19 protein-coding genes are annotated in these 25,429 nt (G+C 74.0%); 8 read left to right on the forward strand and 11 right to left on the reverse strand.

Going from position 1 to position 25,429, the window contains the following annotated elements:
* Positions 1 to 10 precede the first annotated feature (10 nt).
* The 3 genes from ACFY0X_RS10370 to tsaD form a co-directional block, all read right to left on the reverse strand.
* A complete protein-coding gene (locus ACFY0X_RS10370) occupies positions 11 to 1,057 on the reverse strand; it encodes a cytochrome P450 (RefSeq protein WP_387751651.1) in 1,047 nt (348 codons plus the stop codon).
* Positions 1,058 to 1,585: 528 nt separating this feature from the next.
* Positions 1,586 to 3,859 (reverse strand): M9 family metallopeptidase, encoded by a 2,274-nt coding sequence (locus tag ACFY0X_RS10375; RefSeq protein WP_387751654.1) that lies wholly within the window; start codon positions 3,857 to 3,859, stop codon positions 1,586 to 1,588.
* A 197-nt stretch (positions 3,860 to 4,056) separates the two neighbouring features.
* A complete protein-coding gene (tsaD, locus tag ACFY0X_RS10380) occupies positions 4,057 to 5,100 on the reverse strand; it encodes a tRNA (adenosine(37)-N6)-threonylcarbamoyltransferase complex transferase subunit TsaD (RefSeq protein WP_387751656.1) in 1,044 nt (347 codons plus the stop codon).
* Positions 5,101 to 5,263: 163 nt separating this feature from the next.
* On the opposite strand from tsaD, the gene ACFY0X_RS10385 reads away from it, so the two are divergent.
* The gene (locus ACFY0X_RS10385; RefSeq protein ID WP_387751659.1) at positions 5,264 to 5,866 is read left to right on the forward strand and encodes a superoxide dismutase; all 603 of its coding nucleotides are present in this window, start codon (positions 5,264 to 5,266) and stop codon (positions 5,864 to 5,866) included.
* Positions 5,867 to 6,115: 249 nt separating this feature from the next.
* The gene (locus ACFY0X_RS10390; protein WP_387751662.1) at positions 6,116 to 7,156 is read left to right on the forward strand and encodes a glycosyltransferase family 2 protein; all 1,041 of its coding nucleotides are present in this window, start codon (positions 6,116 to 6,118) and stop codon (positions 7,154 to 7,156) included.
* Positions 7,157 to 7,212: 56 nt separating this feature from the next.
* Here ACFY0X_RS10390 and meaB read toward each other — a convergent pair whose 3' ends face one another.
* The 3 genes from meaB to mutA are packed head-to-tail and all read right to left on the reverse strand — an operon-like array spanning position 7,213 to position 12,281.
* Positions 7,213 to 8,199 (reverse strand): methylmalonyl Co-A mutase-associated GTPase MeaB, encoded by a 987-nt coding sequence (gene meaB / locus ACFY0X_RS10395; protein WP_387751665.1) that lies wholly within the window; start codon positions 8,197 to 8,199, stop codon positions 7,213 to 7,215.
* Positions 8,200 to 8,211: 12 nt separating this feature from the next.
* A complete protein-coding gene (gene scpA, locus ACFY0X_RS10400) occupies positions 8,212 to 10,416 on the reverse strand; it encodes a methylmalonyl-CoA mutase (RefSeq protein WP_387751667.1) in 2,205 nt (734 codons plus the stop codon).
* Entirely contained in the window at positions 10,413 to 12,281 is a 1,869-nt protein-coding gene (mutA, locus tag ACFY0X_RS10405) for a methylmalonyl-CoA mutase small subunit (protein ID WP_387751669.1), read from the reverse strand. Before mutA ends, scpA begins: the two co-directional genes overlap by 4 nt.
* Before the next feature lie 449 nt (positions 12,282 to 12,730).
* Between mutA and ACFY0X_RS10410 the strand changes: the two genes are divergently transcribed.
* Positions 12,731 to 13,816 (forward strand): NlpC/P60 family protein, encoded by a 1,086-nt coding sequence (locus ACFY0X_RS10410; RefSeq protein WP_387751671.1) that lies wholly within the window; start codon positions 12,731 to 12,733, stop codon positions 13,814 to 13,816.
* 97 nt (positions 13,817 to 13,913) lie between these two features.
* On the opposite strand, the gene ACFY0X_RS10415 is transcribed toward ACFY0X_RS10410, so the two are convergent.
* A complete protein-coding gene (locus tag ACFY0X_RS10415) occupies positions 13,914 to 14,417 on the reverse strand; it encodes a MarR family winged helix-turn-helix transcriptional regulator (RefSeq protein WP_387751674.1) in 504 nt (167 codons plus the stop codon).
* Between the two features lie 56 nt (positions 14,418 to 14,473).
* Here ACFY0X_RS10415 and ACFY0X_RS10420 point away from each other — a divergent pair, with 56 nt between their 5' ends.
* The 3 genes from ACFY0X_RS10420 to ACFY0X_RS10430 all read left to right on the forward strand — a co-directional run bounded on the left by ACFY0X_RS10420 (position 14,474) and on the right by ACFY0X_RS10430 (position 18,246).
* Positions 14,474 to 15,550: an ABC transporter substrate-binding protein gene (locus ACFY0X_RS10420; protein ID WP_387751677.1), complete on the forward strand. Its 1,077-nt coding sequence runs from the start codon at positions 14,474 to 14,476 to the stop codon at positions 15,548 to 15,550.
* 156 nt (positions 15,551 to 15,706) lie between these two features.
* Complete coding sequence (locus ACFY0X_RS10425; RefSeq protein WP_387751679.1) at positions 15,707 to 17,230, forward strand: APC family permease; 1,524 nt, start codon at positions 15,707 to 15,709, stop codon at positions 17,228 to 17,230.
* On the forward strand, positions 17,227 to 18,246 hold the full coding sequence (locus ACFY0X_RS10430; protein ID WP_387751682.1) for an acetamidase/formamidase family protein: 1,020 nt from the start codon (positions 17,227 to 17,229) through the stop codon (positions 18,244 to 18,246). Before ACFY0X_RS10425 ends, ACFY0X_RS10430 begins: the two co-directional genes overlap by 4 nt.
* A gap of 182 nt (positions 18,247 to 18,428) precedes the next feature.
* On the opposite strand, the gene ACFY0X_RS10435 is transcribed toward ACFY0X_RS10430, so the two are convergent.
* The 3 genes from ACFY0X_RS10435 to ACFY0X_RS10445 form a co-directional block, all read right to left on the reverse strand.
* Positions 18,429 to 18,800: a BlaI/MecI/CopY family transcriptional regulator gene (locus tag ACFY0X_RS10435; protein WP_387751684.1), complete on the reverse strand. Its 372-nt coding sequence runs from the start codon at positions 18,798 to 18,800 to the stop codon at positions 18,429 to 18,431.
* Between the two features lie 227 nt (positions 18,801 to 19,027).
* Positions 19,028 to 21,766, reverse strand: a complete 2,739-nt coding sequence (locus ACFY0X_RS10440; protein WP_387751687.1) for an FtsX-like permease family protein — start codon at positions 21,764 to 21,766, stop codon at positions 19,028 to 19,030.
* Positions 21,763 to 22,533 (reverse strand): ABC transporter ATP-binding protein, encoded by a 771-nt coding sequence (locus tag ACFY0X_RS10445; protein ID WP_387751690.1) that lies wholly within the window; start codon positions 22,531 to 22,533, stop codon positions 21,763 to 21,765. Before ACFY0X_RS10445 ends, ACFY0X_RS10440 begins: the two co-directional genes overlap by 4 nt.
* Before the next feature lie 455 nt (positions 22,534 to 22,988).
* Between ACFY0X_RS10445 and ACFY0X_RS10450 the strand changes: the two genes are divergently transcribed.
* Together ACFY0X_RS10450 and ACFY0X_RS10455 are read left to right on the forward strand one after the other, a co-directional pair.
* Positions 22,989 to 23,723, forward strand: a complete 735-nt coding sequence (locus ACFY0X_RS10450) for an MgtC/SapB family protein (protein ID WP_387751693.1) — start codon at positions 22,989 to 22,991, stop codon at positions 23,721 to 23,723.
* A gap of 94 nt (positions 23,724 to 23,817) precedes the next feature.
* Positions 23,818 to 24,489 (forward strand): YoaK family protein, encoded by a 672-nt coding sequence (locus ACFY0X_RS10455; RefSeq protein ID WP_387751696.1) that lies wholly within the window; start codon positions 23,818 to 23,820, stop codon positions 24,487 to 24,489.
* Positions 24,490 to 24,612: 123 nt separating this feature from the next.
* Here ACFY0X_RS10455 and ACFY0X_RS10460 read toward each other — a convergent pair whose 3' ends face one another.
* Entirely contained in the window at positions 24,613 to 25,290 is a 678-nt protein-coding gene (locus ACFY0X_RS10460) for a hypothetical protein (protein ID WP_387751699.1), read from the reverse strand.
* Positions 25,291 to 25,429: the final 139 nt, after the last annotated feature.

Here is a 25,429-nt window from a genome sequence, read left to right on the forward strand (position 1 = left end):
TGCCGGGGCGTCAGGTGCCGACCCGCGCCTCGAACCGTACGGAGAGCAGGGAGCGCAGCGGCACCTGGGCCTGCGGCTGGGGGGTGTGGACGACGAGGCGGTTGTCCAGGGCGACGGTCAGCAGCCGTTCGGCCAGCGGTACGACCAGGTGCTTGGCCCAGCAGCGGGCGCCGTCGAAGCCGAACGGCATGAACCCGGGCGTCCTCTCCGGGTCGGCGACGCCGTCCCACCGCTCGGGGCGGAACTCCAGCGGGTCCGCCCAGTAGTCGCGGTGGCGGTGCATCAGCAGCGGGAAGAGCGCGACGTCGTCCTCCGGCCGGATCTCCGGGTGGAGTCCGGCGTACGCCGCGCCGCCGTCGCGGTACAGCATCCAGGCCGGCGGGAGGAGCCGCAGGGTCTCCCAGAGGACCGCGGTGAGCCCGGCGCGGGCCTGCGGCCGGTCCCGGTCGGGGCCCATCAGCCACAGGGCGTTTCCGGTCAGCGCGGCGACGCCGTCGCAGAGGGTGGCCGTCGCCCGCCGGTACATCGCGACGGCCTGCTTGCGCTCCAGCGGGTCGTCGGCGTCGCGGATCAGCCCGGCCAGCGCGGTGCGCCCGTCCTGGCCGGCGGAGCCGGGCCAGAGCGTGACGGCGCGGTCGACCAGCCGGGAGAGGGCGTCGGAGCGGGTGACGCCGCGCTTCGACAGCAGGGAGACCGGCAGCGGGTCGGCGGAGAACAGCCAGCGGCGCAGATAGGAGGTGCCCGCGTACGGCCAGGGGCCGGCCATCGCGCGGGCCGGCGGCGGGGGCGTCCGGATGCCCGCAATGGCGTCCTGCCCCAGCGCCCGGATCGTCCGGGTCGCGCTGTCGTGGGGGATGTCGGCGCCGGCGGCGGGTTTGTAGACCGACCGCTCGGTGGAAAGCACGGGGCGGGCCGCGACGATTTCGGCCATCAGCCGGGAGTCCGCGACGCCGACCTTGGCCGGGTCGATCCGGAACACCTTGCCGGTCCTGGCCAGCAGGTCCTGAATCCTCGGGGCGAACACGATGGAATGGCTGGGTGCGGTCGCCGTCGTCATTTCTTCCACGGGACTCCGGCCTCCATTTCGAAATGCCTGGGAAATGCTTTCGGGGCGGCCTCCGGGGGAATTCCGGACGCGCCGCGGCGCCGGCGGGGGATCGGCCGACCCGGGCCCCCGCCGACGGCTGACCACGTCAGATGACGTGCAGCACCCACGCGTGGTTCGCGAGGTCCTCGTCCTTCTTGAACTTCTTCACGAGCGCCTTGATCATCTTCATGACTACTCTCCATTTCTGGGATCGCGGGCCCGGCGGAAATGCCGCGCCCGTGCCGTCAGAGATATTCGGCATTCCGTTGCCGGCCGCCGAACGGTTGATCTGTTCATGGACCCTAACCGAAAGTTCGCCGTCCGGACACCCCTTCCGCAGAGAAGTATGCGATCTCTGCGCCTTGTTGACGGGCTATTCGGTGGTCGAATCGTTATAACCTCCGGGAAAGTGCGGTGGGGGCCCGGAACGGGAACGCGGAAGGGCCCCGCGAAGCCGCGGGGCCCTGCTGTGCGATACGTCGTGAACGGTGCGAACGGTCAGTTGTAGGTCGTGGTGACGGTGACGCCGCCGAAGCCCTGCTGCCCGAAGAGGCTGAAGTACACCCAGCCGGACGGCGGGTTGGTGATGGTGAGGGTCTCCCAGTTGCCGCTGTTGGTGGACTTGGCCAGGTACGAGCCGGTGGTGGCCCAGGCCCCGCCGTTGTAGTACAGGTCGGCGTTGCCGGTGCCGCCGCTGGTGGTGACGGTCAGCTGCCGCACGCCGGCCGGCAGGTACAGGAAGCTGTAGGCGTAGTTCCCGGTGGTGGCGGCCACGTCGTCCCGGCGGCAGTTCTTGTCGTACTGCCGGACGTCGGCGGCGGTGCACAGAGGGGCCTGGTCGGTGGGCAGCGAGCCGCAGGCGTCGGCGCCGCACTGCTTGAGCCAGGCGGCGAAGTCGGCGTCGTACCGGGTGCCGATGGTGGTCTTCAGCAGGGTGCGGGCGCCGTTCCAGTCGCCGGCGCGGTACTTGGCGAGCAGCGCGGCGACGTCCTGCGGGTGCGACTGGAGCATGTAACGGACGGACAGGTAGCCCCAGTTGTAGATGCGGGTGGAGTCCGCGTTGTCGTACGTGGTGTCGAACAGGGTGCTCAGGGCGTAGGTGCCCTTGGCCGCCTGGGCGACCGCGTCGTCGTAGTGCGCGGCGCGGTAGCTGTAGGAGACGTACTCGGCGAGGCCCTCGACCCACCAGATGGTCGGGGTGGTCATGCCGGCCTCGAAGTCGCCGTACATGTCGTAGCGGCCGTCGAGGTAGTGGGTGTACTCGTGGTTGAGGTTCCAGATCTGGAACGACGGGCGCAGCCAGGAGGCCTCGTGGGCGATGAAGCGGGCCTGGTTGCCGGCCTTGGCCGGGTCGCCCTCCTCGTACATGCCGCCGTTGTCGACCGCGATCTTGTACATCTCCCAGGCGTACAGGCTGTAGTTGTAGTAGTCGTCGAAGACGACGACCTCGAGGCTGGTGTTGTTGTCGCCGGGGACGGCGCCGTTGTCCTTGACGACCTTGTGGAAGAACGCGTCCTGGTTGACCAGGCTGGCGCAGGTGTCGGCGAGCTGCTGCGCGGTCATGTCCTGGGCGCGGACGCGCAGGTTGGCGTTGCAGGTGTGGTCGACGGTGAGCACCAGCGGGACGAGCTTGGCCGGCACGTCGCAGGTGCCGTAGTAGGAGCAGTTGCCGCTGTCCTTGTTCTCCGTGAACCAGAGCAGGTTCATGGTGAGCGGACCGGTGGCGCCGACCAGCGGGTAGCGGTTGATCAGGTCCTTGAGGACCGGCCGGCCCTGGGCGCGCAGCGCGTCGTGGGCGACCAGGTTGCCCAGCTGGATGCCGACCCTGGTGACCACGTCACCGCCGTTGATCACGGCGCTGTTGCGGGTGACGAAGGAGGACACGGTGGTGGCGAAGGCGGGGTCGGCCTGGAGGGCGGAGACGAACTCCGGCAGTTCGAAGCCGCGCTCGATGACCGTCTCGGTGTTGGCGACGGCGCTGGTCATCGCGGTGGGCCAGCTGCCGGTGTAGTCGTTCAGCAGCCGCTTGACGACGCCGGTGTAGCGGGCGTTCTCCCGGGCGCTGTCGATCAGGGTGACGGCCTCGGCGAGGGTCGCCCCGTTGGCGTCGGTGACGTCCTTGCTGTGCGGGGCGGCGTAGAAGGCGTCCAGCGCGCCGCGGATGGCGGTCTTGAGGCCGGCCCCGTACGGGCCCACGGCGTCGGCGTTGTTCCACTGCACGTAGTAGCCGGCCCGCAGGAAGAGCACCAGCTGCCCGGCTGAGGTGGAGTTGTCGCCGGGGTAGGTGGCGGCGGTGTCGCGCAGGGCGTTGGCGACGGTGACCATCTGGGCCTCGTTGAAGGCGCCCTTGGCGTCGTTTCCGGTGAGCGTGAACAGGGAGTTGACGCAGTCGAGCCCGGCCGCCTCGACCTGCTGGACCAGCGCGGCACCGGACTTGCCGGTGAAGGCGGAGACGTCGCAGGCGGCGGTGAGCGCCCGGGCCGCCGGGGCGGCGCCGACGGAGCTGCCCGCCGTCGGGGCGGTCGCCCTGGCCTGCGGGTCCGAGGCGAGCGGGCGGGCGTCCTTGGGGGTGTCGGGGGACTTCGGGACGGGTATCGCGCGCGGCGCGGCCTTGCCCGCCGAGGCGGCCGGGGCGGGCGGCTGCCCGGCCGGGGCGGCGGCGGTGGTGGCGGCGTGCGCCGCCGGTGCGAACAGGCCGAGCGAGAGGAGGAGGGCGGTGCCGAGCGCAGGGAGTCTGCGCGCGCCGTCCTTCGCCATCGAGGAGGGACGCATCTGTGGGGGCCTCCGGGGCCGTCGGGGTGGGGGTGGCCGTGCTGGGTGGGGCGCACGGGCCTTGCTGTGTGACATGTAAAATGGCACACCGGAGAACGCGGAGGGAAGCCCCGGGAACGGATTGCCGGGCTGCGAGACCGAAACGTTGTCAGGTCCGGGCTGGGGCCGGGCCGGTGGCCGTCCCGGGCGGGTTCCTCTCAGGTCGCCCGCGGGGCGAGGGCCGCGAACTCCAGCGGAGCCGACGGATCCACCGACACGTCGGCGGGGGCCGGCTCCGCGCCCGAGCGGACCAGCAGGTCGCCGACCGCCGCCACCATCGCGCCGTTGTCCGTGCACAGCCGCAGCGGCGGCACCCGCAGCGCGATCCCGGCCGCCGCGCACCGCCGCTCGGCCAGCGCCCGCACCCGGGAGTTGGCCGCGACGCCGCCGACCACCACCAGGGTGCCGATCCCGTGGTCCAGGCAGGCCCGCACCGCCTTGCGGGTCAGCACGTCCGCGATCGCCTCCTGCAGCGCGGCCGCCACGTCCGCCACCCGGGGCTCGCGTCCGGCCTCGACGCAGCGGGCGGCGGCGGTCTTCAGGCCGGAGAAGGAGAACGCGTACGGGTCGTCACGCGGCCCGGTCAGCGGCCGCGGCAGCCGGACGGCCGTCGGGTCGCCCTCGCGCGCCGCGCGGTCGATCGCCGGACCGCCCGGGTAGGGGAGCCCCAGGACCCGGGCGACCTTGTCGAAGCACTCGCCGGCCGCGTCGTCCAGGGTGTCGCCGAGGTGGACGATCCGGTCCCGGGCCAGGTCGCGCACCAGCAGCAGCGAGGTGTGGCCACCGGAGACGATGAGCACCACGCACGGGTCGGGCAGCGGGCCGCCGTCCAGGGTGGCGGCGGCGACGTGCCCGGCGAGGTGGTGCACGCCGTACAGCGGGACGCCGAGCGAGAAGGCGTACCCCTTGGCGGCGGCCACGCCCACCTGCAGTGCCCCGGCCAACCCTGGACCGGTGGTCACCGCGACCGCGCCGACGTCCGCGAGGGTGAGTCCGGCGCGGTCCAGCGCCTCCCGGACCACCGGCGCCATCGCGTGGACGTGCGCCCGGGCGGCGATCTCGGGCACCACCCCGCCGTAGCGGGCGTGCTCGTCCATCGACGAGGCCACCGCCTGCCCGAGCAGCACGCCGTCACGGACCAGGCCCGCTCCCGTCTCGTCGCAGGAGGACTCGATGCCCAGCACCACCGGCGACCCTGTCACAGTCACTCACCCTTGTCGGTCATTACGCGGAACGGTGACCATTGTGCCCGACGGGGTGTGAGGAATAAGCAGGAGCCCATGCTTCGTTCTTGCAACTGATACGCAATAGTGTTGTCCCGGCACGATCACCACCGTTCAACCCGCCGAAAGGGGCCGTGTCCTGATGGGCACCTACACGCTTCCCGACCTGCCGTACGACTACTCCGCGCTGGAGCGGGCGATGTCGGCCGAGATCCTGGAGCTGCACCACTCCAAGCACCACGCCGCGTACGTCAAGGGCGCCAACGACACCCTGGACCAGCTGGCCGAGGCCCGCGACAAGGAGCAGTTCGGCGGCCTGGTCGGCCTGCAGAAGACCTTCGCCTTCCACCTGTCGGGCCACGTGCTGCACTCGCTGTTCTGGCAGAACCTCTCGCCCGAGGGCGGCGACCGCCCCGAGGGTGAGCTGGCCGACGCCATCACCGAGCACTTCGGCAGCTTCGAGGCCTTCAAGAAGCAGCTCACCACCGCCACCACCGGCGTGCAGGGCTCCGGCTGGGGCATCCTGTCCTGGGAGCCGCTGGGTCAGCGCCTGATCGTCGAGCAGGTCTACGACCACCACGGCAACGTCGGCCAGAACACCACTCCGCTGCTGGCCTTCGACGCCTGGGAGCACGCCTACTACCTCCAGTACCGCAACGTCCGCCCGGACTACGTCACCCGCCTGTGGGACGTCGTCAACTGGCAGGACGTCTCGGACCGCTTCGCGGCCGTCAAGAGCGCCTGATCAGCATCGGGTGACGGAAGGTCCCGGGCCGGTCGGGCGGTCCGGGCCCTTTCCCTTGTTCCCCTCCCACGGGGGTTTCCCGGTACCGGAGTTGACCCCGGACACAGCCGATGCACCCCGCCGCAGGCCGGACGCCACCCGCCGTTCGCCTGCCGGTCGCGTGTGCTCCCTACGCTCGCTGGGACCACCGCCGGTGACCGGCCGGCAACGGCCTCCCGGCCCGTCCGCTCCTGAGCGAAAGGGCGCCCGATGGCCCCGCTGGCCCCGCGTCTCTCCCTGGTCGTCCCGGTCTACAACGTCGAGCGCTACCTCCGGGAGTGCCTGGACTCGATCGCGGCGCAGACCTTCGGGGACTTCGAGTGCGTCCTGGTCGACGACGGCTCGACCGACGGCGGCCCGCGCATCGCCGAGGCGTACGCCGAAAAGGACCGGCGCTTCCGGCTGGTCCGCCAGGACAACCAGGGCCTCGGCGCCGCCCGGAACACCGGCTGGCGCCACCTCACCCCCGGCACCGAGTACCTGGCCTTCGTCGACAGCGACGACACCCTGCCGCCGGACGCCTACCAGCTGATGATCGACACCCTGGACGGGACCGGCTCCGACTTCGCCGCCGGCAACGCCCTGCGGCTGCGCACCACCGGCCTCACCCCCTCGCACGGCCACCGCCGCCCGTTCCGCGAGACCCGGCTGCGCACCCACGTCAGCGAACTGCCGGCGCTCGTCACCGACCGCACCGCCTGGAACAAGGTCTACCGGCGCTCCTTCTTCGACGGCGCGGGCATCCTGTACCCCGAGGGCATCCTGTACGAGGACGCCCCGGTCAGCGTGCCCCACCACTTCCTCGCCGAACGCGTCGACGTGCTCGCCGACCCGGTCTACCACTGGCGCGTGCGCGAGGACGGCGACCTCTCCATCACCCAGAAGAAGACCGACCCGCGCGGGGTCGTCGACCGCGTCCGCTCGATGGAACTCGTCCGCGAGTGGCTCCTCGCCCGCCCCGAACCCGTCTTCGCCGACCACCTGCGCGCCTACGACCGCAACTGCCTGGTCGAGGAGATCCCGATGTTCTTCTGGACCGTCCCCGACGGCGATCGCGCCTACCGCGCCGCCTACCAGCAGCACGTCACCCGCCTCCTGCGCGCCATCGGCCCCGAGGCCCAGGCCGGCCTCAGCCCCCAACTCCGCCTCAAGTACCGCCTCACCCAGGCCGGCGCCATGCCCGCCTTCGTCGCCGTCCAACGCGCCCACCGCCTCGCCCGCCGCACCCGCCAGGCCGTCCGCCGGGGCTGACCGGCGCCGTGCCCCACGCAGGGGTGGGGCACGGCGCTCGACTAGTGCGCGCAGGGTCAGGTGAAGAAGGCGTCCAGGATCTGCTGGGCGGCCAGGCCGGCCGGGAGGGTGCCGGCGCGGACCTGGGCCTCCAGTTCGGGGGTCAGGCGCCGCACTTCGGGGTTCTCGTGGAGGCGGGCGTAGAGCTGGTCGTGGACCATGGACCAGGTCCACTCGACCTGCTGGTCGCGGCGCTTGGCGGCCAGCGCGCCCGTCGCGTCCAGCACCTTGCGGTGCTGCTGGAGCCGCTCCCACAGCGCGTCCAGGCCGGCGCCGTCGCGGCCGCTGCAGGTCAGCACGGGCGGCGTCCACGCCGCGTCCGGTGCCTGCAACAGCCGCAGCGCGCCCGCGAGTTCGCGGGCCGCCGCCTTGGCGTCGGTCTCGTGCGGGCCGTCCGCCTTGTTGACGGCGATGACGTCCGCGAGCTCCAGCACGCCCTTCTTGATGCCCTGCAGCTGGTCGCCGGTCCGGGCGAGGCTGAGCAGCAGGAAGGTGTCCACCATCCCGGCCACCGCCGTCTCGGACTGCCCGACGCCCACCGTCTCGATCAGCACCACGTCGTACCCGGCCGCCTCCATCACCACCATGGACTCCCGGGTGGCCTTGGCGACGCCGCCCAGCGTCCCCGAGGTCGGCGACGGCCGGACGAAGGCGGCGGGGTCGACGGCGAGCCGCTCCATCCGGGTCTTGTCGCCCAGGATGGAGCCGCCCGTCCGGCTGGAGGTCGGGTCGACGGCGAGGACCGCGACCCGGCGGCCCTGCCCGGTCAGCATGGTGCCGAAGGAGTCGATGAAGGTCGACTTGCCGACACCGGGCACCCCGGTGATGCCCACCCGGACCGCCCCGCCCGCGTGCGGCAGCAGCCGCTGGAGCAACTGCTGCGCGAGCGCGCGGTGGTCGGGCCGGGAGGACTCGACGAGGGTGACGGCGCGCGCGATCCAGGCGCGCGAGCCGTCCAGCACACCCGTCACGTAGCTGTCGAGGTCGATCGTCCGCGGAGGCATACGATCAGGCGATCACAGCTCGTGGCCGAGGTCGGCCGCCAGGGACTTCAGCAGGTCGTACGCGGCGTCCGGGATGACCGTCCCGGGCGGGAAGACCGCGGCCGCGCCCGCCTCGTACAGGGCGTCGAAGTCCTGCGGCGGAATGACCCCGCCCACCACGATGGTGATGTCCTCCCGCCCCGCCTCGGCGAGTTCGGCGCGCAGCGCGGGCACCAGCGTGAGGTGGCCGGCGGCCAGCGAGGACACGCCGACGATGTGGACGTCCGCCTCGACGGCCTGGCGGGCGACCTCGGCCGGGGTCTGGAACAGCGGGCCGACGTCCACGGTGAAGCCGATGTCGGCGAACGCCGTGGCGATCACCTTCTGGCCGCGGTCGTGGCCGTCCTGGCCCATCTTGGCGACCAGGATGCGCGGCCGGCGGCCCTCGGCCCGCTCGAACCGCTCGACCAGGTCGCGGGTGCGCTGGAGGGAGGCCGACGGGCCCGCTTCGTCTCGGTACACACCCGAGATGGTACGGATCTGACCGGAGTGGCGGCCGTACACCTTCTCCAGGGCGTCCGAGATCTCGCCGACGGTGGCCTTGGCCCGGGCCGCGTTGACGGCCAGGTGCAGCAGGTTGCCGTCCAGCGAGCCGCCGCGCTGCGGACCGGCCCCGGCGGCCCGGGTGAGGGCGTGCAGGGAGTCCTGGACGAGGGCCTCGTCGCGTTCCGCGCGCAGCCGGCGCAGCTTCTCGATCTGGCGGGCGCGCACCGAGGAGTTGTCGACCTTGAGCACGTCGATCTGCTCGTCGCTCTCCACCCGGTACTTGTTGACGCCGATCACCGGCTGGCGGCCGGAGTCGATCCGCGCCTGGGTGCGGGCGGCGGCCTCCTCGACGCGCAGCTTGGGGATGCCGGCGTCGATGGCCTTGGCCATGCCGCCGGCCGCCTCGACCTCCTGGATGTGCTCCCAGGCCCTGGCGGCGAGGTCGTGGGTGAGCTTCTCGACGTACGCCGAGCCGCCCCACGGGTCGATCACCCGGCAGGTGCCCGACTCCTGCTGGAGCAGCAGCTGGGTGTTGCGGGCGATGCGGGCGGAGAAGTCGGTGGGCAGGGCGAGCGCCTCGTCCAGGGCGTTGGTGTGCAGCGACTGGGTGTGGCCCTGGGTCGCCGCCATCGCCTCCACGCAGGTGCGGGTGACGTTGTTGAACACGTCCTGGGCGGTGAGGGACCAGCCGGAGGTCTGCGAATGGGTGCGCAGCGAGAGGGACTTGGGGTTCTTCGGGTCGAACTGCTTGACCAGCTTGGCCCACAGCAGCCGGGCCGCGCGCAGCTTGGCGACCTCCATGAAGAAGTTCATGCCGATCGCCCAGAAGAACGACAGCCGCGGCGCGAAGGCGTCCACGTCCAGGCCGACGTCCAGGCCCGCGCGCAGGTACTCCACCCCGTCGGCCAGGGTGTAGGCCAGCTCCAGGTCGGCGGTCGCCCCCGCCTCCTGGATGTGGTAGCCGGAGATGGAGATCGAGTTGTACCGGGGCATCTTCTGCGAGGTGTACGCGAAGATGTCCGAGATGATCCGCATCGACGGCTGCGGCGGGTAGATGTAGGTGTTGCGGACCATGAACTCCTTGAGGATGTCGTTCTGGATGGTCCCCGCCAGCTTCTCCGGTGGTACGCCCTGCTCCTCGGCCGCGACGATGTACAGCGCGAGGACCGGCAGCACGGCGCCGTTCATGGTCATCGACACCGACATCCGGTCCAGCGGGATGCCGTCGAACAGCTGGCGCATGTCGTAGATCGAGTCGATCGCCACGCCCGCCATGCCGACGTCGCCGGTGACCCGGGGGTGGTCGCTGTCGTAGCCGCGGTGGGTCGGCAGGTCGAAGGCGACCGACAGGCCCTTCTGGCCGGCCGCGAGGTTGCGGCGGTAGAAGGCGTTGGACTCCTCGGCGGTGGAGAAGCCCGCGTACTGGCGGACGGTCCACGGCTGGTTGACGTACATGGTCGGGTAGGGCCCGCGCAGGTACGGGGCGACGCCCGGGTAGGTCTCCAGGAAGTCCAGCCCGGCCAGGTCGGCGCCGGTGTACAGCGGCTTGACGCCGATGCCCTCGGGGGTGTCCCAGAGCAGCTCGTCGACGTCCTTGCCGGTGGACCGGCGCCAGGCGGCCTGCCACTGCTCGTCCGTGATGCCGGCGGCGGGGCCGCCGTCCAGCCCGATTCCGGTGAAGTCGGGGATCATCGAGCGGCTCCGATCTGGTCCAGCAGGGAGGTGAGGACGGCGACCGCGTCGCCCCCCGCGAAGATGAACTCGTCCACGCCGTCGGGTACTTCGGCGGGTCGCCCGGCCAGCAGCACCCGGTCGGCGCCGGCCGCCTTCAGGGCCCCGGCGACCGGGGCGGCGTGCTCGGCGTACAGCGCGTCGCTGGAGCAGAGGCAGGCGACGGTCGCGCCGGAGGCGGTGAACGCCTGGGCGAGGGCCGCCGGGTCGACGGACTCGGCGGAGACCGTCGCGATGCCGCCGGCCTGGAACAGGTTGGCGGCGAAGGTGGTGCGCGCCGTATGTGCGGAGGCGGTGCCGATGGAGGCGAGGAACAGCGTCGGACGGGCGCCGGTCGCGGCGAGGTGGGCGTCCGAGCGGTCCCGCAGCGCCTCGTAGGCCTCGGCGCGGCGCACCTGCGGCAGCCCGCCGCCGAGTGCGGCCGGGGCCGGCTCGCGGACCAGCGGCTGCTCGTCCAGGTGCGGGAACTCGCTGACGCCGGTGATCGGTTCGCGCCGCTTGGCGAGCTTCACCGAGCGCTCCGCCCAGGTCGCGGCGATCCGCTCCTCGACCAGCCCGGTGGACAGGGCGGCGCGCAGGCCGCCGGCCCGCTCGATCTCCTGGAACCAGGCCCAGGCGGCCCGCGCCAGCTCCTCGCCCAGCTGCTCGACGTACCAGGAGCCGCCGGCCGGGTCGATCACCCGGGCCAGGTGGGACTCCTCCAGCAGGATCGCCTGGGTGTTGCGGGCGATCCGGCGGGCGAAGGCGTCCGGCAGGCCGAGGGCGCTGTCGAAGGGCAGCACGGTGACGGAGTCGGCGCCGCCGACGCCCGCGGCCAGGCAGGCGACCGTGGTGCGCAGCATGTTCACCCACGGGTCGCGGGCGGTCATCATCACCCGGGAGGTGACGGCGTGCTGGCGCTGCGCGGAGGCGGTCGCGCCGGCCCCGGAGACCTCGGCGACCCGGGCCCAGAGGCGGCGCGCGGCACGGAACTTGGCGATGGTGAGGAACTGGTCGGCGTCCGCGGCGTAGCGGAACTCCAGCTGGCCGAGCGCCTCGTCCACGGTGAGCCCGGCGGCGGTCAGCGCGCGCAGGTAGGCGACGCCGGCGGCGAGCGAGCAGCCGAGTTCCTGGGCGGGGGAGGCGCCCGCCTCGTGGTACGGCAGGGCGTCCACGGTGAGCGCCCGCAGGCCCGGGTACCCGGCGGCGCAGCGGGCGGCCAGCGCGGTGGCCTCGGCGAGCAGCGCCTCGGTGCGGTCGCCGTCGCCGGTACGGGCCTGGAGGCCGAGCGGGTCGGCGCCGAGGTTGCCGGCGGCGGCGCCGGGGGAGACCTCGCGCTCCTCGTACAGCTTGAACAACTGCTCGGCGGCGTGGGTGAATTCGGGTCCGGCGTCGAGGGCCACGGCGGCCAGGTCCAGGTACACGCCGGCCAGCGCCTCGGGCAGGGCGTCGACCGGGAGGCCGGCGCCGCCCAGTTCCAGCCAGAGCGAGCTCACGCCGTGCTCCAGGTCCGCCAGCACGGCCTCGTTGGCGCGACGGCGGTCCGGGTCGGCGTGCCGCTGGCGAACGTCCCACCCGGTCACGGCGGCGCCCTGCGGCCGGCCGCCGCGCACGAACGGCGGGAAGCCCGGGAAGCCCGGGTCGGCGGCGGTGTCCTCGGCGGTGTACAGCGGGCGGGCGCTCAGCCCGTCCTGCAGCCGGGTGGTGAGCGCCTGCTCGGCGGCGGGGCCGTCCTCGGGCTGGGCACCGGACTTGCGCAGCACACCCTGGACGAGCTGCTGCCACTGCTCACGGTGCGCGGCCGGGAACTCGGCAGCGAGGGGGAGCCTTTCGGGCGGGACCTTCATGTGCGCAGGTTAGCGCCCGTTCGCAGGGCCGCAGGAGGGGGAGCCCGTGTGACCTTTCCCTCGATTTGGCTGATTTCGAGCACTCCTCGGGGCGGGGAGTGCCACGGGGTGCCGGGGCGGCCGGCACCCGGGTCGGGAGGGGGTGCCGCGACGGGCGGCCGGAGGTGCGGGGCGGGTGCGGGCCGGCCGCCGTCGGCGGTGGCCGGTGTCCGCGGTCAACGCCGATGGCACGGAACGCGATCGATGGCCCGTCATGCTGCCGGAACGTCATGATCAGGGGGATTGCGGAACCCGGCCCCTCATCTATTAAGTTACTTCGAAGAAGGTGGGCGGGGCAGCACCCCCCCGTTGCTCGCCCTGCCCGCCTTCGCCGTCCACCGGCCCCGGCCGAGCCGTTCCCCCGGCCCGTCCGGACCGTCCCCAGATTCCCCCGAAGGAGAGCGACCGGCATGGGAAAGCGTCGCAAGCCCAGCCCCCCGAGCCGGGCCCGTATGGCGGTCCTCACCACGGCCATGGCGGCCGGCAGCGCGGTCCTCGCCTCCGGCACCGCCCACGCCGAGCCCTCCCCGAACCTCGCCTCCGTCAAGGAGCAGGTCGACCTGCTCAACGAGGAGGCCGAGCAGGCGATCGAGAAGCACAACGGCTTCCAGGCGCGGCAGCAGAAGCTCCAGGCCGAGGCCAACCAGATCCAGGAGAAGGTCGTCCGCGGCCAGGAGACGATGAACGAACTGCGGACCCGGCTCGGCGCGGTCGCCGCCGACCAGTACCGCACCAACGGCATCGACCCGTCGGTCCAGCTGATGCTCGACTCCGACCCGTCCGCCTACCTGGAACGCGCCGCGGTGCAGAACCAGGTCTCCGACTCCCAGGCGAACCTGCTCAAGCAGGCCCAGGACGAGCAGCGCAAGCTCGACCAGGACCGCGCCGAGGCCACCGCCACCCTGGCCGCGCTCGACTCGGTCGGCACCCAGCTGGCGGAGCAGAAGAAGGACATCCAGACCAAGCTGGCCCAGGCCCAGGAGATGCTGAACAAGCTCAGCGCCGAGGACCGGGCCAAGATCAACGCCCAGCAGAGCGCCGAGAAGGCCAAGGCCGAGGCCCAGCAGGCCGCCACCGCGGCGGCCAAGGACCGCGCCTCCCGCTCCGCCGACCGCCCGGACATGAACGCCCCGGTGCCGGCGGCCTCCGGCCGGGCCGCCGACATCATCGCGTTCGCCCAGGCCCAGCTGGGCAAGCCGTACGGCTGGGGCAAGTCCGGCCCCGCCAGCTTCGACTGCTCCGGCCTCACCAGCCAGGCCTACCGCGCGGCTGGCGTCAGGATCTCCCGGACGTCCGAGGAGCAGTGGAAGGACGGCCCGCACGTCGACCGCGCCAACCTCCAGCCCGGTGACCTGGTCTTCTTCTACAACGATCTGCACCACGTCGGCCTGTACATCGGCGACGGCAAGATGATCCACGCCCCGCGCACGGGCAAGAACATCGAGGTCCTGCCGATCTCCGCGATGCCCTACATGGGCGCCGTCCGCCCGGCCTGACGGGTAGGTACGCCTCCGGTGGCCCGTTCCCGCTTCGGCGGGGGCGGGCCACCGTCGTTCTGGGTGGGGAGGGGGACTCGGCGGCCGATCGGGCGGGTCAGAGCGCGGCGAGCCGTCGCAGCAGGTGCGCCGGGTCGGTGAGTCCGCAGGCCCGGCGGACGGCGGCGTCGTGGGCGGCGGCGAGGGCGTCCAGGCGGGTCAGCCGGGCGCGGCCCTGGCGGGAGAGGTGGGCGGTGATCCGGCGGCGGTCCTGGTCGTCCTGGCGGCGGTAGGCCCAGCCGGAGTCGGCCAGCGAGTCCACCAGCCGGCTCAGGCTCGCCTGCGGGATCAGCAGGGCCTGGGCCAGCTCGCCCATCGGGTGCCCCCGGCCGTCCGCGAGGGCGCGCAGCAGCCGCCACTGGTCGACGGTGCAGTCCTCCTCGGCCAGCGCGGCGGCGAGGCCGCCGGAGAGCCTGCGCTGGGCCAGCGTGACCAGCTCGACCAGCAGCGGTTCCGGGACGGCCGGACGGTCCGCCGGGTCGCCGGTGGGCCGGTCCGCGGCCCGGTCGACGGAATCGCCGGGGCGGGTGTCGACTCCCGGTGCGGCACCAGCTGCGGTCATCGGACGCTCCCCTTCCCGGCCTTTCCCGATATCGGTGGTACGACGATACTCGCCCTGTGAGCGTCGAGGTGAGGTTGATCGATCCGCTCGACGCGCTGCACTCGGCCCGGGAGGAGGCGGCGTTTCGGGTGGGCCTCGTCGTGCCGCAGTCCGGCCCGCTCGGGCTCACCGGCCCGTCCGCGCTGGACGGCGCCCTGCTCGCCGCACACGAGGTCAACGCGGGCGGCGGGGTGCGAGGCCGCCCCCTGGAGCTGGTGCTGGTGGACGGCGGCGGCGCCCCGGGGCCGGTCGCCGGGGAGGTGCGGCGGCTGCTGGACGCCGGGGCGCTGGACGCGCTCGCCGGGTGCCACACCAGCGATGTGCACCGGGCGGTGGAGGCCGTCGCCGCGGGCCGCGTCGCGTACGTCTACACCCCGCCGCACGAGGGCGGCTCCCGGCTGCCCGGAGTGCTCTGCACCGGCCTCGGCCCGTCCCGTCAACTAAGTTCAGCGGTAACGGAACTGACGGTGCGTCACCGCATCGGACGGTGGGCGCTGATCGGCAACGACTACATCTGGCCGCGCTCCGTCCACCGGGCCGCGGAGGAGCTCGCGGCGCGGGCCGGCGCCCGGGTGGTGCTGGAGCGGAGGATCCCGTTCGGGGCGGTCGAGGAGGCGCTCGAACCGCTGCTGGACGCGCTGCGCGCCGCCCGCGCGGACGCCCTGCTGCTCAGCCTGATCGGGCGCGACCTGGTGCACTTCAACCGGGCGCTGCGGCGCAGCGGGCTGGACCGCCGGATGGTGCGGCTCTCCGGCGCCCTGGAGGAGAACGGCCTGCTCGCGCTCGGCGGCGACGACACCGGGACGCTGTACGCGGCGATGCCCTCCTTCGCGACGCTGGCCGAGGAGCACCGGCAGAGCCTCGCCGAGCGGCACCGGGCGCTGTGCGGCCCGTGGGCGCCGGTCCTGGACGCCTACGCGGTGGGCCTGTACGAGGGGCTGCGCCTGCTGGCCGAGCTGGCGGCCCGGCGGGCCCTGGCCCCGGACGGCCTGCTGACGGCCGCCGGTCGGCTGCTGCACCGCGCGGGTGCGGGCCGGGCGCCGATCCACCTCGCCCGGGCCGAGGGCCTCGGCTTCACCGTCCTGTCGCGGTAGCCCCGCGCCTTCCGCCGGGAGCCCCGAGTGCCCCGCCGGCGGCCCCGGTCGCCTGGTTCCCGTCAGGGGGAACCCCGGCAAAACCCTTCCATCTGGAAATAGTTGCCTCTACAGTCTCCCCACACACCCGCAGGGTCGTCACGGAGAGAGAGCACCATGGCCGACACACCCGCGCCCCAGGGCATCGAGAGCTACGGCTACCAGCAGGAGCTGCGCCGCTCGCTCGGTTTCACCGACCTGCTCGTCTACGGGCTGGTGTTCATGGTGCCGATCGCACCGTTCGGCATCTTCGGCGGCGTCTTCCAGGGCTCCGGCGGCATGGTCGCCCTGGCCTACGTCCTCGGCATGGTGGCGATGATGTTCACCGCCCTGTCCTACGCCCAGATGTCCCGGGCCTTCCCGATGGCCGGCTCGGTCTACACCTACGCGGGCCGCGGCATCGCCGCCCCGGTCGGCTTCCTGTCCGGCTGGATGATCCTGCTCGACTACGTGCTGGTGCCGGGGCTGCTGTACCTGATCGCCGGCGTCGCGATGAACTCGCTGGTGCCGTCCGTCCCGGTCTGGCTCTGGCTGGTCGGCTTCGTGCTGCTCAACACCGTGGTCAACTACCTCGGCATCGAGACCACCAGCAAGGTCAACAAGGCGATGCTGGTCGGCGAACTCGTCGTGCTGGCCGTGTTCGTGGTGATCGGCGTGATCGCCCTGGCCGACGGCAAGGGCCGCGGCTTCGACTTCACGCCGCTGTACGACCCGCACACCTTCTCGTGGAGCCTGGCCTTCGGGGCGGTCTCGATCGCGGTGCTCAGCTTCCTGGGCTTCGACGGCATCTCCACCCTCTCGGAGGAGAACCGGGACTCCACCAAGGCCATCGGCAGGTCGATGGTCGCCGCGCTGCTGCTCGCGGGCACCCTGTTCATCGTGCAGACCTGGGTCGCCTCGCTGCTGGTCGCCGACCCCGACGCGCTGATCCGGGACGGCGACCCGAACGGCACCGCCTTCTACGACGCGGCCCGCACCGCCGCCGGGGGCTGGCTCGCCACCCTGACCGCCGCCTCCACCGCCGTGGCCTGGGGCTTCGCCAACTCGCTGGTCGCCCAGGCGGCCACCTCCCGGCTGCTGTTCGCGATGGCCCGCGACCGCCAGCTGCCCTCGTTCCTGGCCCGGATCCACCCCACCCGCCGGGTGCCGGTCAACGCGACCCTGCTGACCGCCGGGATCTCGCTGGTGCTCGGCCTCTACACGGCCTCCCGCGACGACGGCATCACGCTGCTGAGCACCCTGGTCAACTTCGGTGCGCTGACCACCTTCCTGGTCCTGCACGTCGCCGTCGTCGTCCACTACCTGATCCGCCGGCGCAGCAAGGACTACTGGCGGCACCTGATCGCCCCGGCGCTCGGCTTCGCGATCCTCGCGTACGTCGTGGTCAACGCCGACATCGCGGCCCAGCGGCTCGGCTTCGTCTGGCTGCTCGTCGGCGGGATCGTGCTCGCCGGGCTGACGGCGACCGGCCGCACGCCCCGACTGGCCGTCACCGGGGGCGAGTCCGCCGCGGCCCCCGGCACCGGTGCGACGAACGCCGCCGCGAGCAGTGCCGACACGACGAACGCCGCCGCGACCAGCGCCGACACGACGAACACCGCCGCACCGAACGCCACCACCCCTGCCGAGGAGAAGCAGTGAGCCTGCCCGAGATCGTCACGCTGTCCCCGACCCCGGAGGACTACGCCTACACCTTCGGCGGCCGCGCCCCGCTGGTCACCGTCCGGCCCGGCACCGTCGTCGAACTGACCACCGAGGACTGCTTCGGCGGCAGGGTGCGCGGCACCGGCGACCTGCCCAGCCAGGTCTGCGCCTTCCCCTACCTCAACCCGGTCACCGGCCCGATCGCGGTGGCGGGCGCCGAGCCCGGGGACGTCCTCGCGGTGCACTTCGTGGAGATCACCCCGGCCCGGGACTACGGCATCTCCAGCACCTTCCCGCACTTCGGCGCGCTGACCGCCACCCACAGCACCGCGATGCTGCACCCGGCGCTGGAGGAGCGGGTCTGGGTCTACGACCTGGACGTCAAGGCGGGCCTGTGCCGGTTCCGGGCCCGCAACGGCGGCTTCACGGTGGACCTGCCGCTCGACCCGATGCACGGCACGGTCGGCGTCGCCCCGGCGGCCGGCGAGGTGCTGGCCTCGATCACCCCGGGCGCGCACGGCGGCAACCTGGACACCCCCGAGATGCGGGCCGGCACCACCGCCTACTTCGGGGTCAACGTCGAGGGCGGCCTGCTCGCCGTCGGCGACGGCCACGCCCGCCAGGGCGAGGGCGAGGTGTGCGGCACGGCGGTGGAGGCGGCGATGCGGACCACCGTGATCGTCGACCTGGTCAAGGGCGGCGGCCCGGCCTGGCCCCGGCTGGAGAACGACGACTTCCTGATCAGCACCGGCTCGGCCCGTCCGCTGGAGGACGCGTTCCGGATCAGCCAGCACGACCTGGTCGGCTGGACCGGCGGACTGCTCGGGCTGGACCAGCTGGACGCGTACCAGCTGGTCAGCCAGGCCGGGCTGGCGCCGGCGGCGAACGTATGCGACACCAACTACACGATGGTCGCCAAGCTGCCGAAGAGCCTGCTCGGCCGGGCCCGCGCCTACGACGGGCTGCACGACCGGCTGCGCGAGGCCGCCGGGGCGTACCTGCGGCACCGGTAGGCGCCGCCGGGCCGGGCGCGCCTGGTTGAAGCGCCGGCTCGGACGTGCGGGCCGAAGCGCGGGTTCAGGTGCGCCGGTCAAGGTCCCGGCAAATCTCCACGGACCCCCACCCCGGGCCCGTCGGCCCCGGTCGGCACCGGTCGCCGACGGGCCCGCGGGGCGTCTTCCAGGGGGCCCGCGGGTCAGCCGGCGGCCCGGGAGCGCACCTGTTCGAGCGCGAGGAGCAGGGCCGAGGCCTCGTCCCCGGTGATCCGGTCGACGAAGCGGAGCAGCGCGCCGGCGCGGTCGGGCGTGGTCGCCAGGGCCTGGTGCATCAGGCGGGCGGTGTACTCCTCGCGGGTGCAGGTCGGTTCGTACACCCAGGCGCGGCCGACCTTGTCGCGGCGCAGCCAGCCCTTGGTGTGCAGGATGTCCGCGACCGTGGTGACGGTGGTGTACGCGACCGCGCGGTCCTGCTGGAGGTCGTCCACCACCTCGCGCACCGTGGCGGGCCGGCCCCAGGACCAGAACCGGTCCATGATCTCGGCCTCGAGATCGCCGAACCCCCGTAGCACCGCCCTCTTCTCCCTCGCCGAGCCGACCACCGGCGCCCTTCGCCCGCCGGAACGCGGCCCATGGTACGGCGAGCGCCGGGCGCCCGCCCCCGGGTGAAGGGGGTGGACGCCCGGCGTGTTCCGGGTGGTGCCCGGGTGGTGCCCAAGTGGTGTCGGCCGGTGACCGGGGCGTGTCCAAGCCGTGTCGGAAGCGTCCGGGACGGCCAGGCCTCAGAACGGCCGACCGCTCAGGACAGCCTCCGACCGAGCGGGACGCGGGACCGGGTGAACAGCGCCGCGAGCAGCCCCGCGAGCACCGGCAGCGCCAGCACGATCAGCAGCAACTCGCCCCAGGGCGCGGCGATCAGCGCCGGCTTGGCCCCGAACCCGCCGGCCCGGGACTTCAACAGCCCCACCGCGGGCACGAACCCGTTGACCGCCCCGAGCAGCGCGCCCAGCAGGGCGATCAGCATGCACTGGAGGCCCGCCATGGTCCGCCGGATCCTCGGCGGCGCGCCGACCGCGGCCAGGGTGGCCTGGTCCTGCCGGGAGTCGGCGGCCGCCAGGCCGGTGGCGATCCCGGCGGCGCCGAGCACGACCAGCGCGGCGAAGCCGGTGAGCGCCAGGGTCAGCGCGTCGCTCTTCGGCTGGTACCCGCGTTCCACCTGCAGCCTGGCGAAGCGGTCCAGCTGGCCGGTGGCCGCCTCGGCGCGCTGCTGCGCCTTGCGGTCGGGCGGGGTGGCCGGCAGCCAGACCGAGCCGGTCGGCTGGGTGGAGAGCCCGAGCCGGGGCAGGGCGGAGGGCAGCACCAGGCCCTGGGCGAACTTGGCGGCGGCCGGGTTGTCCACCAGCACCACCTCGACCGGGACCTCCTGCACGTCCGGCTTGGGCACCTCGCCCGGCCGCACCGGGGCGCCCCCGCCGCGCAGCACCATCACGGCCTTGCCGTCGGCGCCCACCACGGCCGGGTCGAAGACCAGCAGCTTGCCGGCGGCGAGCGCCTCCTCGGCTGCCGGGTCGTGGACGGCGAACAGGTTGTGCAGCACGTTCACGTCACCGGCGGCCAGGTGCGGCGGGGCGACGAGGCCGCGCCGCACCTCCGGGGCCTTGAGCTGGACGACGCTGGTGCAGTTGTCGCAGAAGCGGTACACCACCTGGTCGAGGTCGCCGCGCGGGCCGAGCCCGGTCAGCTGCTTCTCCACCTCGGCGCGCTCCTCGGCGAGCCGGGGCCCGTCGGCGTGGCTGATCAGCTGGACGGCGCCGTACGGGGCCTCCGGCTCGTAGTCGCGCCGGTTCTCGGCGTCGGTGCTGGTGGTGTAGACGCCGATGGCGACGGCACCGGCCACCGCGGCCATCACCGCGGCCACCGCCGGAGCGGTGCGCGAGCGGTGCCGGGCGGAGTCGCGCAGCGCGAGCCGCGGCCCGAGCGGCAGCCGGCCGGCGGCCCGGCCGATCAGGGCGACCAGCATCGGGGTGCAGAGCAGCAGGCCGATCTCGGCGACCACCGATCCGCCGAGCACGGTGAGCACCCGGCCGCCGTAGCCGCCCACGCCGGACTGTTCGCGCGGGACCGCGGTCGCGCCGTACATCGCGAGCACGGCGCCGAGGGCGACCAGCGCCACGCCCGCGACGGTGACCCGGCGGCTGGGCCCGCGGACGGTGTCCCGGCCGGTGAGCCCGGCGGTGACGCTGCGGCGGGCGGCCTGCAGCGCGGGCAGCGCGGCCGCGAGCAGCGCGGTGCACAGGCCGATCCCGGCGATCGCGAGCAGGTCCAGCGGGGGGAGCGCGAGGTGCCCGAAGCGCACGCCGCCGAACTGTTCGATCCGGGAGCGCAGCACGGCGACCACCGCGGTGCCGAGCACCACGCCGACCAGTGCCCCGGCCGCGCCGAGGACCAGGCCGCCGCCGAGCACCACCGCACCGACGTGGGCGCGGCTGCCGCCGGCCGCGCCGAGCAGGGCGAGCTGGCGGCGCGAGCGGTTGGCGCCCACCGCGAAGGCGGGCCCGGCGAGCAGGGCGACCTCCAGCAGCGCCAGGCCGGTCACGGTGGCGACGACGATCCTGGTGTTCATGGCGGGCGCCGGGTCGCTGTAGCGGAACGAGTCGCGGTAGTAGGGGACGGCCCGCTCCGGCGGCGGAGCGATCGCCACCGAACGCGCGGTCAGCGTGTAGCCGTGGGCGTTGAACCGCTGGACCCCGGCCCAGTCGAGGGCCGCACCGGACGGCAGCCGGACCAGCCAGCTGGAGCGGGTGGTCGCGGGCTTCTCCGCGGCGGCGCCGCCGGCGGCCAGCGCGGTGCTCAGCGGATCGATCAACTCGCCCGGCCGGGCGACGAGTTCGACCCGGCCCAGCTCGCTCGGGTGCTCCACCACACCGGTGATGGTGTAGGTGGTGCCCTCCAGGCCCTGGAGGGTGGTGGTGGAGCCCGTCCTGAGCCCGGAGCGGTCCAGGAAGGCCCGGGTGGCGGCCACTTCGCGCGGGGCGGCCGGGGCGCGGCCCTCGACCAGGTCGAGCCGGCCGCGCCAGACCGGGTCGCCGAGGTCGGCCTCGGTGGTGAGGGCGCGGACCAGGCCCTCGGGCGAGGTCGCGCCGGCCTCCGGGCCGGGCCGGGCCGGGACGAGCACGCTGCCGGGCGGCAGCAGCGAACCGATCAGGGTGACCGGGTCGGTGCTCGCGCCCTTCTGCTGTTCGGCCGTCGGCTGTTCCCCCGGGCGGAGCGGGACGGAGAAGGCGCCGTCCTCGGCGATCGGGGCCTGCTCGACCAGCTGGCCCGGGTCGAGCGAGGTGACCAGGGCGTCCGCGCCGCCCACCACCCGCTCCACCCGTTCGGCCGGGGTCAACTGCCCGCTGCGGTGGACCACGTCGGCGCCGGTGACGCCGAGCACGGGCAGCGCGATCATGGCGGCGATCAGCGCGCTGCGGCCCTTGGCGCGCAGCGCGTCGCGGCGGGCGATCCGCAGGGCGACCCGCCAGGCTCCGAGCCTCACTGCGCCACCTCGCCGACCGCGCCGGACGGGCGCACCGCGGCGAGGTGGGCGGAGGCCCGGCGGCCGGCGGCCTCCGAGGCGACCGCGCCGTCCCGCAGGTGGACCACCCGGTCCGCCCAAGCGGCGTGCGCCGCCTCGTGGGTGACCATCATCGCGGCGGCGCCGGCGTCGCAGCGGGCGCGCAGCACGGCGAGCACCGCCTCGCCGGTGGCCGAGTCGAGGGCGCCGGTCGGCTCGTCGGCGAGCACCAGCCGGCGTTCGCCGATCAGCGCCCGGGCGATCGCGACGCGCTGCTGCTGGCCGCCGGACATGTCGTCGGGGAAGCGGTCGGCGAGCTCGCCGATGCCCAGCTCCTCCAGCGCCGCCAGCGCCTCCCGGCGGGCCCGGCGTCCCGGGACGCCGTCCAGTTCGCGGGGCAGCGCGATGTTCTCGGCGGCGGTCAGCGCCGGGATCAGGTTGTAGTCCTGGAAGACGTATCCGATCGAACGGCGCCGCAGGTCGGCGAGCTTGCCGCGGCCGAGGCCGCCGAGCGCGACCCCCTCCACCAGCACCTCACCGCCGCTGGGCTGGTCCAGCCCGCCGGCCAGGGTCAGCAGGGTGGACTTCCCGGAGCCGGACGGGCCCATGACGGCGACGAACTCGCCCGGGTGGACGGACAGGTCGATGCCGCGCAGGGCGTGCACCTCGGCGGCGCCCCGCCCGTGCACACGGGTGACGTTGGCCAGGCGCAGGACGGGCGCGGGCCGGGTCGGATCGGCGTGGGACACACTTCCCCCTCGTGAAGCTGCTCAACTGCATATGTCGGTGAACTATATATGCCGGAGGACGTGACGCAAGGCCGGATGGTTCCCGTGCGGGCTCCCTGGGCTTCCGGGGCTCCCGACGGGACTCCGGGGCGCGGCGGTCGGCTTCGGTCAAACTTCTACAAAGCTGTCGAGGATGGAGCGGAAACCCGGTCGGGGTCGTTCGCGGCCGGTCTAAGCTCGGGACGGCTCGCAGCTCACGCCTCACGGCTTGCGGCTCACAGCTCACGCCCCCGGGCGCCCCTGCGCGCCTACCCACCGGCCGCGACGGCGGTCGCCATCATCGAGGTCGTCCGGACCGCGCGCCGGACGGCCGACCGCGCCGACCACGTGCCGCCTTCCGGTGCCACCGTCCGCACGGACGGCCGGAGGGCGGCGGCCACCCGCCCCTCCCCTCCTCCCGTGAAGGAGGTGCCGTCGTGCACACCCTGACCACCGCCGACTTCCTGATCCGGCTCGCCACCGGCGTCGCCTGCGGCGCGCTGATCGGCGTCGAACGCCAGTGGCGGGCCCGGATGGCCGGCCTGCGCACCAACGCCCTGGTCGCCGCCGGCGCCACCCTGTTCGTGCTGTACAGCGAGGCCGTCGGCGACGCCGGCAGCCCGACCCGGGTCGCCTCGTACGTCGTCTCCGGCATCGGCTTCCTCGGCGGTGGCGTCATCCTGCGCGACGGCGCCGGCGTACGCGGCCTCAACACCGCCGCCACGCTGTGGTGTTCGGCCGCCGTCGGGGTACTGGCCGCCTCCGGCGAGCTGGAGTTCGCCGTCCTCGGCACGCTCGCCGTGCTCGTCGTCCACCTGGTGCTGCGCCCGGCCGGCCGGCTGCTCGACCGGGCCCCGCAGTCCGGCAGCGACCCGGACTCCACCAGCCGTGCCACCGTCCACCTGGAGTGCGACCGCAAGTCCGAGACCCACATCCGGGCCCTGCTGCTCCAGGCCCTCTCCGCCTCCGGGCTCGCCCCGACCGGACTGCGCGCCCGCCGCACCGACAGCGGCGACGCCACCAGCCTGCGGGCCACCGTCGCGATCACCGGATCGGTCGCCCCGGCGCTCGAACAGGTCGTCACCCGGCTGTCGCTGGAACCGGGGGTGCGCGACCTGCACTGGCACCTGGAGGACGAACCGGAGGACCCCGGCAACCCGGCGCTCGCCTGACGGGCCGTACGGAGTCCACCCGTAACCGTCCGGGCATTCGTCCGCGCCCCACCCGAACCCTGGTCCGACCCCGCCCGAACCGACTGGAGGCCCGATGCCGACCCCCGACCCCGAGCACGGGCCGCTGGTCCCGATGCTGCTGGTGCTGACCGTGGTCACCGGGGTGGTGGACGCGGTCAGCTACCTGGAACTCGGCCACGTCTTCGTCGCCAACATGACCGGCAACGTGGTGTTCCTCGGCTTCGCCCTGGCCGGCGCGGCCAACCTCTCCGCCACCGCCTCGCTGGCCGCCCTCGCCGCCTTCCTGCTCGGCGCCCTCGCGGGCGGCCACCTCGCCCGCCGGCTGCCCGGCCACCGCGGGCAGCTGCTGACCGCCGCCGTCGTCGTCCAGTCGGTGCTGGTCGCGGCGGCCACCGTGCTGGCGGCCGCGGCCGGCCACACCTCCGACCCGGCCCGCTACACCCTGATCGGGCTGCTCGGCTTCGCCATGGGCGGCCAGAACGCGGTGGTCCGCGCCCTGAAGGTGCCCGACCTCACCACCACCGTGCTGACCATGACCATCACCGCCCTCGCCGCCGACCTCACCGGCAGCCGCCGCCTCGCCTCGGCCGTCTGGATGTTCGCCGGAGCCCTCCTCGGCGCCCTCCTGGTCCTCCACGCCGGCGTGCCCGTCGCCCTCGCCCTGGCCCTCGCCCTCCTCCTCGCCGTCGCCGCCCTCACCCACCACGCCGCCAGGGCCGCTCCCGCCTGGACCCGTCCCCGCTGACCGGGCCGCCTCCCGGCGCGGCTCGGTCAGCGGGGAGGGATCCAGGCGGGTGGCGGGGGCCGAGGCCGGGGAGCCGCTCGGCACCGACCGGCCGCCGGCGTTCCACCAGGGGCTGTCGGCGGGTCAGTCCTCGTGCCGCTGGCCCGCGCGGCCGCTCCAGAGGGGTTCGAGGCGGGCCCAGTCGGCGGTCCAGGCGGATTCGGCGCGGCGGTCGAGGGCGCGGAGGCGCAGACGGAGGGCGAGGGCGAGCACGGCCAGCAGGGCGAGCAGGGCGCCGGCGCCGGTGCAGGCGGCGGAGACGGCCAGGGCCACCCGGTCGGCCGGGGGAGCGGAGGCGGCGCCGGACGGGTCGACCCACACGGGGACGCGGCCGCCGACGGCGGCGGAGTGCGGGGCCTGGACGGTGCCTCGGCGCTCGGTGCCGTCGGGCCCGGTCCAGGCGGCGTCGACGTCGATCCGGTTGCTGTAGCCGCCGGCGAAGCGGCTCCCGGAGGCGGTTGCGGTGCCGGCGGCGGTGGCGTCGCGGCCCGGGACGGCGCGGACCACCGCGTCGACCTGGCGCAGCCGTCCGCGGTCGACGGTGGCCTGGTGCACGGTGGCGCGGTAGAGGAGCAGGGCGGCGCCCGCGGACAGCGCGAGGGCGAGCACCGCGCCGAGCACGGCGGACAGCCAGGCCCGGGCCCGGGAGCGGTCGACGGGGCGGACGAGCGGCTCGTGCCGGGCACCGAGGGCCCGCCGCAGCCGCCGGCCGGTGCGCCGCGGGGGCGGCCCGGGCCGGGCCGGACGGGGCGTGCTGGACACGGTGAGGGCTCCTCAGGGACGCGGGAACGCACGGTGTTTGCGCCCCAATGTCCACCCGGCGACCCCTCGCGCACAAGAGTCGTGCGCGTCCGTAGCACCGCCTGGGCCACTCGGCGCCGCCGCCAGGGCCGCTCGGCCC

Origin of the sequence: Kitasatospora sp. NPDC001547 (assembly GCF_042894165.1) — a bacterium.
Taxonomy (GTDB): Bacteria; Actinomycetota; Actinomycetes; order Streptomycetales; family Streptomycetaceae; genus Kitasatospora.

Bases quoted from the DNA above. Each gene is read 5' to 3' on its own strand.
- ACFY0X_RS10410 (WP_387751671.1), top strand. From the start codon at position 12,731: ATGGGAAAGCGTCGCAAGCCCAGCCCCCCGAGCCGGGCCCGTATGGCG.
- ACFY0X_RS10390 (WP_387751662.1), top strand. From the start codon at position 6,116: ATGGCCCCGCTGGCCCCGCGTCTCTCCCTGGTCGTCCCGGTCTACAAC.
- ACFY0X_RS10375 (WP_387751654.1), bottom strand. From the start codon at position 3,859: ATGCGTCCCTCCTCGATGGCGAAGGACGGCGCGCGCAGACTCCCTGCG.
- ACFY0X_RS10415 (WP_387751674.1), bottom strand. From the start codon at position 14,417: ATGACCGCAGCTGGTGCCGCACCGGGAGTCGACACCCGCCCCGGCGAT.
- ACFY0X_RS10385 (WP_387751659.1), top strand. From the start codon at position 5,264: ATGGGCACCTACACGCTTCCCGACCTGCCGTACGACTACTCCGCGCTG.
- ACFY0X_RS10370 (WP_387751651.1), bottom strand. From the start codon at position 1,057: ATGACGACGGCGACCGCACCCAGCCATTCCATCGTGTTCGCCCCGAGG.
- meaB (WP_387751665.1), bottom strand. From the start codon at position 8,199: ATGCCTCCGCGGACGATCGACCTCGACAGCTACGTGACGGGTGTGCTG.
- ACFY0X_RS10455 (WP_387751696.1), top strand. From the start codon at position 23,818: ATGCCGACCCCCGACCCCGAGCACGGGCCGCTGGTCCCGATGCTGCTG.
- mutA (WP_387751669.1), bottom strand. From the start codon at position 12,281: ATGAAGGTCCCGCCCGAAAGGCTCCCCCTCGCTGCCGAGTTCCCGGCC.
- scpA (WP_387751667.1), bottom strand. From the start codon at position 10,416: ATGATCCCCGACTTCACCGGAATCGGGCTGGACGGCGGCCCCGCCGCC.
- ACFY0X_RS10425 (WP_387751679.1), top strand. From the start codon at position 15,707: ATGGCCGACACACCCGCGCCCCAGGGCATCGAGAGCTACGGCTACCAG.